Genomic DNA, 12,170 nt, shown 5'->3' with positions numbered 1-12,170 from the left:
GGGAGAAATGGAAATGTCAGTTGCTGAAACGAAAAACGTACACATTGTTGGGGATGCTTTGCCGAATATGCCGTGGGAAGCCAAACCGGAGGGAACGGAAGGCCCGGTATGGAGACACTCGGCGAACCCGGTGGTTCCGCGTAACCCGGTCAAAGGCATTGCCCGCATTTTCAACAGTGCTGTTGTACCGTATGAAGGAAAATTTATTGGTGTATTCCGCGCCGAAACCGTTAATGGCCGTCCGCACCTGCACATGGGGGCAAGTGAGGACGGTTTGGAGTGGACGATTGAAGAAGAGCGTATTGCATTTGTAGATGAAAATGGTGATCCATTTATGCCGAACTATGCGTACGATCCACGTTTGGTCAAAGTCGAAGATACGTATTACATCATCTGGTGTACAGACTTCTACGGCGCAGCACTGGGCCTGGCCAAAACAGATGACTTCAAAACATTTGTCCGCCTCGAAAATCCAATGCTGCCATTCAACCGTAATGGCGTATTGTTCCCGCGCAAAATCAAGGACAACTATGTAATGTTGTCCAGACCAAGTGACAGTGGACATACGCCATTTGGGGACATCTTCCTGAGTGAAAGCCCGGATCTTGTGTACTGGGGCAAGCACCGTCATGTGATGAGCAAAGGCGGACAAGGCTGGTGGCAATCGGTCAAAATTGGGGGCGGTCCTGCTCCGATCGAAACGTCCGAAGGTTGGCTGATGTTTTACCACGGCGTCACGGGAACCTGTAGTGGATTGGTATATAGCATGGGTGCGGTTATTCTGGATCTGGATGAGCCATCCAAAGTAAAATATCGTTCCTCCAACTTCGTGCTGACACCGGAAAAATGGTATGAAGAACAAGGCTTCGTTGATAACGTCATCTTCCCGTGTGCAACACTGCATGATGCTGATACCGGACGTATCGCCATCTATTACGGCGCTGCTGATACGTATGTGGGCGTGGCGTACACGACCATCGAAGAGATCGTGAACTATGTGATCGAGACGGATGAAGTCATCGCCGGAGATCATGAAGAGGGCAAGCTGTAATCGAAGTGAAACAAATTTTGGGAAAGCTGAAATTTACACAATAACGGAGAGTGCAGAACCAATCTGAAGAAGCGAAGTGGTCGCATTTATCCCCGGATTTCTCCCTTGTATAAAAGGGATTGACAGAAATCTGGGGATAACGGCGATCGGAAGATGGTACTGCAATCGTAGTGAAAGTGTATACATTGGGGAGCAATGCATATGGAGTATATCAAGGGATTTACATTTGGCTGGATGAGTGGCAGGGGCGACTTCCGCAAGCCGGAAGCCAAAGAGTCTTTGCGTCTGATGGCAGAACGTACAGGCAGTTCACATGTTATTTTTGCACTGGCGGCACATCAGGATCATCCGCAGGCGGTAGAAGTGAAGTATCGGGGTGCACATCTGGTGGAGGATGATGAACTGGTGGACATGATTCGTTATGCCCGTACACTCGGGCTGCGTGTCATTCTGAAACCAACCGTCAACTGTACCGATGGCACATGGCGTGCACACATTAACTTTTTTGATATCGATGTGCCGTGTGAGCCAAAGTGGAAGGATTGGTTCCGCAGCTACACGGCATTTCAGAAGCATTATGCAGCGATTGCAGAGCAGGAAAAGTGTGAAATGTTCATCGTTGGCTGTGAGATGGTGCAATCCGAGCGTCGGGATCAAGAGTGGCGCGAGGTGATCGCCGGTGTGCGTGAAGTGTATACTGGGCTGGTGTCATACAACACGGACAAATATCAGGAAGGCCATGTGAAGTGGTGGGATGCCGTGGATGTCATCTCTTCCAGTGGTTACTATCCCATCGGAGATTGGGAGGCGCAACTGGATCGTATTGAACAGGCGATTGCTCCTTATGGCAAACCCTTTTTCTTCGCGGAAGCAGGCTGTCCCAGCCGCAATGGATCAGCCCAAGTACCGAATGATTGGGGGCTGGAAGGCGAAGTGAGCGCGGAGGAACAGGAGCGTTTCTATGAAGCCATGTTCCGGCATGTCAGTCAGCGTGACTGGGTACGCGGATTCGGTCTGTGGGATTGGAGCGCACATTTACACGCGGAGAAGGATGCGCTGACCGATGACGGATATGGAGTGTACGGCAAGCCAGCGGAGCAGGTAATTCGTCGGTTCTATGAGGGCATCGCTGTAGAAGTTTAAACGAGAAATAAGAAGGTGTATGTGATGATGAATCTCAGTGATATATCTCCATATGTACTTTCGTGATTTCCATGCTGTGAGCAAGGAATAACAGATTATGGTGAAGCTTATTTTTTCAGTTGTGATTCATATGCAGGTCGAGAGGCTCTTCCTCCTACAGGAAGGGCTTTTTTGGCATATTTAGTAGTGATGCATACTATGTCGAATTTTGTTGACAAAAGGAGGGCTCCTGCCTATTCTTAATGGATGAATATGATAATCATTATCATAAAATAGAGAAAAGGGGTTCAACATCCATGTCTGTACAACATCGCAAATCTTCGGCCCTCACGCTGGCAACGATGCTCTTGTTGTTATTCGTTATTGTGGGTTGCAGCAATACAGGAAGTGGAGATGAATCCTCATCTGCTGCTTCGGATCAAACATCTACGAAGTCGATTACGATGTCATGGCCACGTGATATCGGTACAATGAATCCGCACACGTACAATCCTTCGCAATTATTTGCCCAATCCATGCTCTATGAGCCGCTGATCAGTTACCAGAAGGACGGAAAACTGGAACCTGCGCTGGCAGAATCATGGACGATCTCCGATGACGGCAAAGTATATACATTCAAGCTTCGCCAAGGTGTGAAATTCTCAGATGGTACGCCATTTAATGCTGAGATTGTGAAAAAGAATTTTGACGCTGTAATGAAAAATAAAGACACACATAGCTGGCTGGGCATTGTAGGTGTGCTCGACAAGACGGAGGTTGTGGACGATCAGACTTTCCGCATGACACTCACAGAGCCGTATTATCCTGTTCTTCAGGACTTGTCGGTGGTTCGTCCTTTCCGCTTCCTGGGTGAAGCCGGATTCCCGGATGACGGAGATACTTCCCAAGGCATCAAAGAGCCGGTGGGTACTGGCCCGTGGATGCTGGCTGATTACAAGCAGGACGAATATGCTGTTTTCAAACGCAACCCGAATTATTGGGGAACCGCACCGAAGGTGGATCAGATTACGGTTAAGATCATCCCTGATGCAGAAACCCGCGTGCTTGCTTTTGAAAAAGGTGATCTCGACCTGATCTATGGTGAAGGTATGATCAGTCTGGATGCGTTCCAACAGCTTCGTGACAACGATAAATATGTGAGTCAGCTGTCTGATCCGGTAGGTACGCGAGATCTGCTGCTGAATTCCTCCAATCCGAAGCTGTCTGATCTCAGAGTGCGGATGGCGCTCCAGCAAGGATTTAACAAAAAAGCGATGGTGGAAGGCATCACTCTGGGTCTGGAAGAACCGGCAGATACGGCACTATCCAAAAACTACCCATACACCAATGTTGACCTGAAACCGATCGAATATAACGTGGAACAATCCAAAGCTTTATTGGATGAAGCGGGTTGGAAGATGCCTGCGAATGGTAGCGTTCGTGAGAAAGACGGACAACAGCTTGAATTCGAAATGATTTTTGACAAGACGGACCCGATTCAGAAAGCGATGGCTGAGACCATTCAGGCGGAATGGAGCGAGCTTGGGGTTAAGGTAAACCTCACTGGGCTGGAACTGACGGTACAGATCAAACGGTTGAAAGCCAATGATTTTGACCTGTATTTCTGGTACAACTATGGTGCTCCGTATGATCCACATTCCTTCATTAACGTTGTAGCGAGCCCTGGATTTGGTATCTCTGAGACGCTCAGTGCCTTGCCGATGAAAAAGGAACTGGACGAGCAGGTACATGCCGCACTATCATCAACAGATGAGACGAAACGTCAGGAGCTGTATGGCTCTATCCTGACAACACTTCAGGAACAATCGGCGATTGTCCCCATCTCGTATGTTAAGAAAACGGCGGTATATCAGAAGAAAATTTCCAACTTTATTTTCCCGGCAAACCGTGATGAGAATCCGTTTGTAGGCATTGAGTTGGGCAATCAATAAGTCATAATTACTTTGATTTTGGAAATGGTAAGGCCTTGGAAAGGTCATGTAGCTTGATAAAAGGGAGGAAGTTTGTTGATCAGTTATATCGGGAAACGAATGATCGCGATCATTCCTATCGTTTTTATCGCTACACTCGTTACCTTTGCGCTTATTCATATTTCACCAGTTGATCCGGCCGAGGCTTATCTGACAGCCGCTCATATCTATCCAACACCGGAGCTGCTTGCGCAAAAGCGGCATGAGTTCGGTCTGGATCAGCCTTTATTAACCCAATATGCGCATACGATTCAGAAGATTGCCAAGCTCGACTTTGGCACTTCGTATCTCACCAACAAACCCGTATGGGATGAAGTGAAACTAAGGATTCCCGCTACGGCTGAACTAGCCTTCTGGAGTATGTTGTTATCGGTTTTGGTAAGTATTCCTTTGGGAGTACTGGCGGCGGTGTATAAGAATAGCTGGATTGACATGGTCAGCCGGGCGATTTCCTATTTTGGAGCATCTATTCCGCAATTCTGGCTCGGTTACCTGCTGATCTTCTTTTTCTCGGTGAAGCTGGACTGGCTGCCTGTGGAGGGGCGTGGATCGTGGGAGAATCTGGTCCTGCCTACGGTAACACTATCCATGATCCTGATTGCGGTCTACACCCGATTGTTGCGTTCCAGTGTGCTGGAACAATTGCAGGAGACATATGTACAGTATGCGAGAACACGCGGGATTCGCGAACGAGTGATTATGCTCAAGCATGTGCTGAAAATCGCCATATCGCCCCTCATTACGGGGATGGGGATGAGTATGGGCAAGCTGCTCACAGGCACCATTATTGTAGAGCAGGTGTTTTCCTGGCCTGGGTTCGGGCGTTATTTCGTCGATGCGATATTTAACCGGGATATTCCCGTGATTCAATGTTATGTCTTCCTGGCGGCATGCCTGTTCATCGTATGCAATCTGCTCGTTGATCTGGTGCAGCTCGTTATGGACCCACGGATTTCAGCGAAAGGACGGGCAGAACATTGATAAACAAATGGCGTGCGGTATTTAAAGGACAGAGAGCCATCCAGATCTGCTCGGTGATCATCTTGCTTTTCTTCGTGATCGCGTTATTAGCCCCATGGATTGCTCCTCATGATCCGGTGAAGGTAAACCTGTTGCAGAAGCTGGCGAGTCCATCGCCTGAGCATTGGCTGGGAACGGATCATCTGGGACGCGACAATCTCACCAGGCTGATGTATGGAGCACGGGTGTCGCTCGGATTTGCTACCCTGATCTTTCTGTCTTCTTTGCTCATAGGTGTCATTGTGGGTTCAATCTCCGGTTACCTTGGTGGCTGGGTGGACAGTCTGCTGATGCGCTTGTGTGAAGGCATTATGGCGTTTCCGAATCTGGTGCTGGTGCTCGGTATTGTAGGGATCTTTGGTCCAGGTCTGACGCAGGTGCTTCTAGCCCTCATGATGGTACAGTGGGTGTATTATGCACGTATCTGCCGGAACATGGTCGTAAGTCTGAAGGAACGGAATTTTATCGCAGCGGCGCGGATTAGCGGCTCTTCTTCGTGGACGATTATTCGGAAACATATCATCCCCAACGTGCAGCGTCCGATTGTTGTGATGGGCACGCTGGAGATGGGATGGGCGATTATGGATATATCGGCACTTTCATTCTTGGGGCTTGGCATCCAACCACCGAATGCAGAATGGGGCGCCATGATCCATGAAGGAACAGGTTACATTCGCAGTCATCCGGAGTTGATGATCTACCCGGGTGCATTAATTCTGCTGGTAGTTATTACGTTCAACATCTTGGGAGAAGCGTTATCTGAGCGTTATGGCATTGCAAAAAGGTAATGATTCGGAATCTAAGGCATATGGAGGTGAACGTAACGATGGATGATGCAGCGAAGGTGCTCGAAGTTCGTGGTCTGCAAGTTAATCTTAGAACAGCGGAGGGTTTAGTCCCGTTACTGGAGCCCATAGATTTCGAATTGGAAAAAGGTCGTGTCTTCGGTCTGGTTGGCGAGAGTGGCAGCGGTAAGACCGTTACGTGTAACGCGCTGCTCCATCTGCTTGATCCTCGCAGGATGGAGGTAAAGGGTAGCATCCGTCTGAATGGACGGGAGCTGGGTTCGTTGTCAGGTGAGGAGATGCGGCGCATCCGCGGCAAGGAAATCGGATTTATTATGCAGAATCCGATGAATGCTTTTACACCCGTATATACGATTGGATCTCAATTCATTGAAACCTTGCGTACGCACACGGGGATGTCCAAAGCAGCGGCTCGAGAGCGGGCTATTACTGCCTTGGCAGACATGAACCTGCCCGAGCCAGTCAAACTGATGAAGCGATATCCATTCCAACTGAGTGGCGGTATGTTGCAGCGGGTGATGATCGCCATATCGATGTGCCTGCGACCGGCTTTGGTTATTGCTGATGAACCAACGACGGCACTGGATGTCGTGAATCAGTTCAAGGTGCTTCAGGAATTGGATCGGCTACGTACGGAGTATGGCACATCCATCTTGCTCATCTCCCACGATCTGGGCGTGATCTCGCAAATGGCGGATGAAGTCGCGGTTATGCAGAAGGGGCGAATTGTGGAGCAGGCGGATGTGCACCAACTGTTCGACCACCCGCAGCATGAGTATACCCGGATGTTGTTAAATGCCAGACCCAGTATGTCTTTGGGACGATAGCGAATCACTGATGAGATGAATCGTTCAGTGAGTGTATGTGTAGAGCGGGTATGCACTGTATTTTGAGTGGGTAGGCGCAGGGGTGGAATGAACATGGTGATGGTTAAATTCGGCTTCTTCGGAGATTGCTTCTGCCAAGTACAAGAGAGGAGGATGACCTGATGCTTCAGGTATGTGGAATAAGCCATAGCTATGGCAAACGCAATTGGCTGGATCGTTCGGGAGCACGTCCTCCTGTGCTGGCAGACATCTCACTTACGATTGAAAAGGGTGTTTGTCTGGGACTGTTAGGTACGAGTGGAGCAGGTAAAAGTACCTTGGGCAAAATTATTCTTGGTCTGGAGAAGCCAAGCCAGGGTCAGGTTTTATTTCAAGGACAGGATATCTACCGATCCAGCAAACCCGTCCTCAAGGGATTACGACGTGATCTGCAGGTCGTGTTCCAAGACTGTTATTCGGCTGTGAATCCACTCATGACTGCCGCGCAGATCATTGGGGAGCCGCTGGATAATTACGAGCGTTTGTCGGCAAAAGAACAACTTCGTGTGATCGGACAACTGCTTGAGCAGGTTGGACTTACACCAGAGGATGCCAACAAGCTTCCGCACCAGTTCAGCGGTGGCCAATTACAGCGAGTTAACATCGCACGAGCCATTGCGCTCAAGCCGAAGTTAATCGTACTGGACGAGTCGATCAGCAGCCTGGACATGGTGCACCAGACGCAAATCCTATCCTTATTGGCGGAGCTCAGAACGTCGTATGGGTTGTCTTACCTCTTTATCACACATGATATTCGGGCGGCCATGACGATCTGCGACCGCATTGCCGTGATGGATCAGGGCAGGATTGTCTATAGCGGTGATGCGGGGGATTCAGTAATGCAGTCGGATCATCCGGCAGTCCAGCAGCTGGTTACAGCTATTTTGCCTGAGCATCCGTCGGGTCGTATTTCATTTGGGTAAATAATGTGCGCAAGGTTCGTTAGACTATAATAAACGCAACAAAGGGGTGTCCCGTCTTGAACATGACGTAGGGGACATCCCTTTTTTGTTTAGAATTAGGCAATTTTATCTTCTGTCTTACCCCATCTTCCGCCCAAGCTGCTCAATCTTATCGAGCCAATTCTTTCTCTGTTCATCGGACTTCTTCCCGACTTGATCTACAGTTGTTATACGCACAGGTTTGATGCCGGTGAGTCCAAATGTGGAGATTTTCATCATTTTATGTGCAGGCTCACCTTGGAACCATTTGAAGTACCAGCTCGGACCATCCATCGTGGTGATCATGCGAGCGGTCCGGCCTTTGAGAAGTTGATCCGGGAAAGGTTTTCCTTTTTGATACTTGAAGGCGTAACCTGGCATGAAGATTCGGTCAACAAAACCTTTCAGCAGGGCAGGCGGTCCTCCCCACCATATTGGGAACACCCATACGAGATGCTCGGCCCACTTGATTGCTTCTTGAGCTTGTAGCAAATCCGGTTCAAGGGGAAGTTTATTACGATATCCTCCCTCCAGATTCATGTTAAACGCCAACTCGTTCAGGGTGATCATGCGGACGTCAGCACCAGCCTGCACCGCACCTTTGTGGTACGCCTCGGCGATTGCGCCGTTATAACTGGGGGAGACGGGATTACCTTGAATAATTAATATTTTTTTCATGGAAGATGACACATCCTGACTATTTTAGTTAATGAACACTAACCTCATGTGCAAAAAGAAAAGGTCACGTATGACCCGATAATCCATCTGGTATATCCTGATGGTATGTTGACGATTCTCTTTTAGAAGTTGTTCAAAGAGTCCGCATTACAAATCATGCCTAGCGGTATCATCAGCATCGAAGATGGGATTCAGCCGAAATAAGCGGGAACTTACGAAGGTTGTTTCCTTCGGAAACAACGTAGTTGCTCACGTCGTTTTCCCTACGCTCCGCTACTCCATTTCTAGCTTCATCCCATTTCCATCGTTACTCCTGAGGTACCTGCCCCAACATCGATGCAAGTCGGTGAACCGTTTCCCCCGTATAAGGTACCAGCAACTCCGGCAGTTCACCTTGCATACTGGAGACCGCCATGCGTGTAATTGCACCGATAATCAGCACGGCAGTGAGCCTCGAATCCTGCTGAGGCAGTTCGCCACGCATCATTCCCTGATCGATCAGATCCATTAACGCATCCAATGGCTGACGGTAATCTTCGCTGCTTCCAGCTTCAATGAATATTTCATGATTCTGTGAAATCAGCAGCAGTCCGTAGGGATCTTCATCATGCAGATGGAGAACCTCGGTAACCAGTTGCTTGAAGCGATCCAGTACGGGACCTTCCTGTCGAACATACCCGTCAATTAGTGCAGTATAGTCGACACAGTATTGGGTGAAGGCTTCCAGGGCAACGGCATCCTTGTTTTTAAAATGTTTGTAGATCGCCGCATCGGTTACTCCGGCGGCATCACCGATCTCTTTGACGGATATGCCGTCAACGCCTTTGGTTGCGAACAAGCGCATCGCCGCTTGTAGGATATCTTTCTTTTTGCTATCCACATGAGATTTGTTCTTCATGATTGTATAGTAAGTGATTACTAACCAAAATGCAATAAGTAATTTTGAAACTCTGAATTGAGACACTGAATAAGCGCTTACGAACAAAGCTTGCAGGCTTGTGAACGGCAACGTATGATGGATAGAAATCATAATCGGAGCAGCAGGGAGAACGAAACGGATGGTGGGTAGCGTGAACGAAGAGATGGATGCATACAGCTGGGTGACACCTAAAGGAATGCTGAATGATCACTATATAACAAGCCGTGAACCGTTGTATAAAGGAATGAACGGACGATATGTGGAGCGATTCACTGTTTCTACCGGTGAAAGTTATATTTTCAAACCGCTGACGAATCCTGCACAGCATGGACGGGAACGATGGATGTACGAGCGTGTGATGTCTGGCTTACCACCGATCTATCCGCAGCTCATTGCATCGTCGGACCCTACCATTACACCGGCACAGAGTTGGATGATCTACGAGGATCTGGGGCAACTGGTGCATGATTCACAAGAAGCGACGATGCTCGGCGCAGCTGTACATATGGCAACGTGGCATGCGTTGTCTGTCACGGATTGGGGTGAACTGCCTCGCGTGGGCCAGAAACCGTCTATTCACACAATGCTGGATGAGTTACAAATGCACAGACAATCTACGGATGAACTGTTATCCAGGCTGGATATGCAACTGTCCGAACCCGATTGGAATAAGATCACGAGGTTGATCCTCACGGCAGAGGAAGAACTTCCAACTGTTCTGTGTCACGGAGATTTGCATCCCGGTAATCTGGCGGAGGTGGACGGCAGACTGGTCGTCTTGGACTGGGAGCATGCCCATCTGAATACGCCGCTGTGGGATGTAGTTCATCTGGTGGATCTCTCGCATCCGCTATTTCCCAGAACGGTTACGCCGGACCTGCGAGAGCGGGTTATGGATGTTTATTTGGACAAACTGGGGAGCTTGGGCGTACAGATTGAACGGGTTCCTTTTGGAGAATGGTACGACGCCTATGCTATTGTATTCTCGCTCTGGATGCTGCGTTTGATTGACGGTGATCTGAGGAGTGAGGAATGTGTGTGGCCGAAGGAACAGTTAAGTAACCAGTGGTATGAGACAGCAGCGACGCTGGAACAGTGCATGAAGCACATGTGTAAGGAATAGAAATGAGGGGTGAGAAGCTTGCGTAAAGTCGGACTTGTTATGCGTAAAATTCAATTCACGGAAGCACAGGGGCCACGCGTATTTGCGGATCGGCTGAAGCAGATTGGTCTGGAGCTGGGCGTGGATATTGTGTTCATCTCGCCGGAGCGTCATGTCAGCGGATACGACTGGTTGCCGGGTTATGAGCATGAGAAAGGTGACCTGGTGAACTACGATATCGTGCTGGATCAGATTCATAGTCAAAATATAGAGCATGTTATCTACACCGTATCCGGGTTTACATTTTTGAAGATGTTCTTACCGAAAAGCGTATTGTTTCCGCACAGTTTCCCCGATCCCGCGCTGACGGGATATGAGATGATGAAGCCATTTTATACGATGGTGGATAAAGCGATTGTGCAGACGGAGTTTTTGAAAACAGAGCTGGGTCGCAATTTCGGTGTGCATGACGTGAACGTTATTCCGATTGGCTTTAGCGAAGAGCTGGCGAACCGGCACTATGATCCGAGTCAGGTTGTGCATAATCGGGTGCTCTGGATCGGTAGGGATGAGGCGAACCGTCGCCCGGATCTAGTTCTGGAATATGCTCGGCAGAACCCGGACAAGGAAGTATATATGGTGTTTGGTGGTGTACGCTATAAGGAAACCATGAAGAAGTACGACATTCCTTCCAACGTGAAGCTGAAGTTTGCGCTCACGCAGGATGAGATATTTACGTTGATGAACTCATCCAAGGTGTATTGGAACTGTTCAGCCTTTGATACATTTGCGATGCCGTTGACGGAAGCGATGGCGATGGGCAAAATGGTCGTGAAGCCGGAGCATGCCTGCTACGGTCACATTCGATCCACGCATGCCTTTGCAGGCAACGAGGATAACTGGTTTGAACTGGTGAACATGGCTGCGGCTGCGCCGCGCAGTGTGTCAGAAGACAACCGGGAGTATGCTTTTGGTGCTTTTTCGCGCACGAAGATGAAAGAAGGGTACCGGAACTTTTTCTCAAATTGGTTGAAGTAACGTAAGGTCTGTAACAAAGGGCTTGATCCATCCAGCAACAGGAGGGGAACCTTATGGAAGTACTGATCTTGTGGACATTGGGAATGTGGGCGGTGCAGCTGCTGATTGAATGGCTTATCTACCGGTTGCAAGGACGCCGAATGACGTGGGTACAATATATATTGCCATGTGTGGCCTTGCTCGGCGGTGCCGTTGTAATCATGATCAGCATCGATATTGGCGGGTGGAACGGCATCGGATATGCCCTGCTTGGCGCATCACTGGGTACCTCGGGAATGTTAACACTTATTACGGTGGCGATCAGGGATGTAATGCTTCGGCGACGGGGCAGGGATTAATCAGAGCAGTAGCTACTGTGGAGTAAGGATGAATTGGGCGATGGGATGGTTGCAGGAATGCATTCGTCTGTGATATATTGACATTAATTATGACAGGGGAGGTGAAGACAGGTGAATCACGAGATGCTTAACAACCGTATTAGCCAGCTGCCGATTGCTATGGCTGGCATTGTTCATACTTTTCTGACCAACGGGAGAAGTCTGTCCAATTTTGAATATACGGAAGTTAACATTTGCGAGAAGATGCCTGCCTTGACCTCATTCGGACGATAAGCGATATTGCTTGAATTCTGAAGGG

The 12,170-nt window shown here is 49.0% G+C and carries 13 protein-coding genes; 11 read left to right on the top strand and 2 right to left on the bottom strand.

Annotated elements, in window-relative coordinates; genetic code table 11:
* The first annotated feature begins 13 nt into the window (after nt 1-13).
* The 7 genes from MHB43_RS31055 to nikE all read left to right on the top strand — a co-directional run bounded on the left by MHB43_RS31055 (nt 14) and on the right by nikE (nt 7,779).
* Nucleotides 14-1,051 carry a glycoside hydrolase family 130 protein gene (locus MHB43_RS31055; protein ID WP_339180452.1) on the top strand — a complete coding sequence of 346 codons (1,038 nt, stop codon included), beginning with the start codon at nt 14-16 and terminating at the stop codon, nt 1,049-1,051.
* Between the two features lie 201 nt (nt 1,052-1,252).
* Complete coding sequence (locus MHB43_RS31050; protein ID WP_339180449.1) at nt 1,253-2,194, top strand: glycoside hydrolase family 113; 942 nt, start codon at nt 1,253-1,255, stop codon at nt 2,192-2,194.
* Nucleotides 2,195-2,490: 296 nt separating this feature from the next.
* A complete protein-coding gene (gene nikA / locus MHB43_RS31045; RefSeq protein WP_339180446.1) occupies nt 2,491-4,125 on the top strand; it encodes a nickel ABC transporter substrate-binding protein in 1,635 nt (544 codons plus the stop codon).
* A gap of 75 nt (nt 4,126-4,200) precedes the next feature.
* Nucleotides 4,201-5,145: a nickel ABC transporter permease subunit NikB gene (gene nikB / locus MHB43_RS31040; RefSeq protein WP_339180444.1), complete on the top strand. Its 945-nt coding sequence runs from the start codon at nt 4,201-4,203 to the stop codon at nt 5,143-5,145.
* On the top strand, nt 5,142-5,972 hold the full coding sequence (gene nikC / locus MHB43_RS31035; RefSeq protein WP_221819843.1) for a nickel ABC transporter permease subunit NikC: 831 nt from the start codon (nt 5,142-5,144) through the stop codon (nt 5,970-5,972). The genes nikB and nikC overlap by 4 nt, the downstream gene beginning before the upstream one ends.
* A gap of 38 nt (nt 5,973-6,010) precedes the next feature.
* Nucleotides 6,011-6,817, top strand: a complete 807-nt coding sequence (locus MHB43_RS31030) for an ABC transporter ATP-binding protein (protein ID WP_339185473.1) — start codon at nt 6,011-6,013, stop codon at nt 6,815-6,817.
* 161 nt (nt 6,818-6,978) lie between these two features.
* Nucleotides 6,979-7,779 carry a nickel import ATP-binding protein NikE gene (gene nikE, locus MHB43_RS31025; RefSeq protein WP_339180441.1) on the top strand — a complete coding sequence of 267 codons (801 nt, stop codon included), beginning with the start codon at nt 6,979-6,981 and terminating at the stop codon, nt 7,777-7,779.
* A 117-nt stretch (nt 7,780-7,896) separates the two neighbouring features.
* Here nikE and MHB43_RS31020 read toward each other — a convergent pair whose 3' ends face one another.
* Both MHB43_RS31020 and MHB43_RS31015 read right to left on the bottom strand, forming a co-directional pair.
* Nucleotides 7,897-8,475 (bottom strand): NAD(P)H-dependent oxidoreductase, encoded by a 579-nt coding sequence (locus MHB43_RS31020; RefSeq protein WP_339180439.1) that lies wholly within the window; start codon nt 8,473-8,475, stop codon nt 7,897-7,899.
* Nucleotides 8,476-8,782: 307 nt separating this feature from the next.
* Nucleotides 8,783-9,373 carry a TetR/AcrR family transcriptional regulator gene (locus MHB43_RS31015; protein WP_339180436.1) on the bottom strand — a complete coding sequence of 197 codons (591 nt, stop codon included), beginning with the start codon at nt 9,371-9,373 and terminating at the stop codon, nt 8,783-8,785.
* Between the two features lie 160 nt (nt 9,374-9,533).
* On the opposite strand from MHB43_RS31015, the gene MHB43_RS31010 reads away from it, so the two are divergent.
* The 4 genes from MHB43_RS31010 to MHB43_RS30995 all read left to right on the top strand — a co-directional run bounded on the left by MHB43_RS31010 (nt 9,534) and on the right by MHB43_RS30995 (nt 12,145).
* A complete protein-coding gene (locus MHB43_RS31010) occupies nt 9,534-10,517 on the top strand; it encodes an aminoglycoside phosphotransferase family protein (protein ID WP_339180433.1) in 984 nt (327 codons plus the stop codon).
* An 18-nt stretch (nt 10,518-10,535) separates the two neighbouring features.
* Nucleotides 10,536-11,534, top strand: a complete 999-nt coding sequence (locus tag MHB43_RS31005; RefSeq protein ID WP_221819830.1) for a glycosyltransferase — start codon at nt 10,536-10,538, stop codon at nt 11,532-11,534.
* Between the two features lie 53 nt (nt 11,535-11,587).
* Entirely contained in the window at nt 11,588-11,872 is a 285-nt protein-coding gene (locus MHB43_RS31000) for a hypothetical protein (protein ID WP_076216814.1), read from the top strand.
* A gap of 111 nt (nt 11,873-11,983) precedes the next feature.
* Nucleotides 11,984-12,145: a hypothetical protein gene (locus MHB43_RS30995; RefSeq protein WP_017691697.1), complete on the top strand. Its 162-nt coding sequence runs from the start codon at nt 11,984-11,986 to the stop codon at nt 12,143-12,145.
* Nucleotides 12,146-12,170 lie beyond the last annotated feature (25 nt).

Source organism: Paenibacillus sp. FSL H8-0317 (genome assembly GCF_045040685.1).
Classification (GTDB): Bacteria; Bacillota; Bacilli; order Paenibacillales; family Paenibacillaceae; genus Paenibacillus.
The sequence above is the reverse complement of the archived record's forward strand: the minus strand, read 5'-3'. Positions and strand labels throughout refer to the sequence as shown.

What these genes read in the sequence shown, in the direction of transcription:
- MHB43_RS31055 (WP_339180452.1), top strand. Translation starts at nt 14, where the DNA reads ATGTCAGTTGCTGAAACGAAAAACGTACACATTGTTGGGGATGCTTTG.
- MHB43_RS31050 (WP_339180449.1), top strand. Translation starts at nt 1,253, where the DNA reads ATGGAGTATATCAAGGGATTTACATTTGGCTGGATGAGTGGCAGGGGC.
- nikA (WP_339180446.1), top strand. Translation starts at nt 2,491, where the DNA reads ATGTCTGTACAACATCGCAAATCTTCGGCCCTCACGCTGGCAACGATG.
- MHB43_RS31030 (WP_339185473.1), top strand. Translation starts at nt 6,011, where the DNA reads ATGGATGATGCAGCGAAGGTGCTCGAAGTTCGTGGTCTGCAAGTTAAT.
- nikE (WP_339180441.1), top strand. Translation starts at nt 6,979, where the DNA reads ATGCTTCAGGTATGTGGAATAAGCCATAGCTATGGCAAACGCAATTGG.
- MHB43_RS31020 (WP_339180439.1), bottom strand. Translation starts at nt 8,475, where the DNA reads ATGAAAAAAATATTAATTATTCAAGGTAATCCCGTCTCCCCCAGTTAT.
- MHB43_RS31015 (WP_339180436.1), bottom strand. Translation starts at nt 9,373, where the DNA reads ATGAAGAACAAATCTCATGTGGATAGCAAAAAGAAAGATATCCTACAA.
- MHB43_RS31010 (WP_339180433.1), top strand. Translation starts at nt 9,534, where the DNA reads ATGGTGGGTAGCGTGAACGAAGAGATGGATGCATACAGCTGGGTGACA.
- MHB43_RS31000 (WP_076216814.1), top strand. Translation starts at nt 11,588, where the DNA reads ATGGAAGTACTGATCTTGTGGACATTGGGAATGTGGGCGGTGCAGCTG.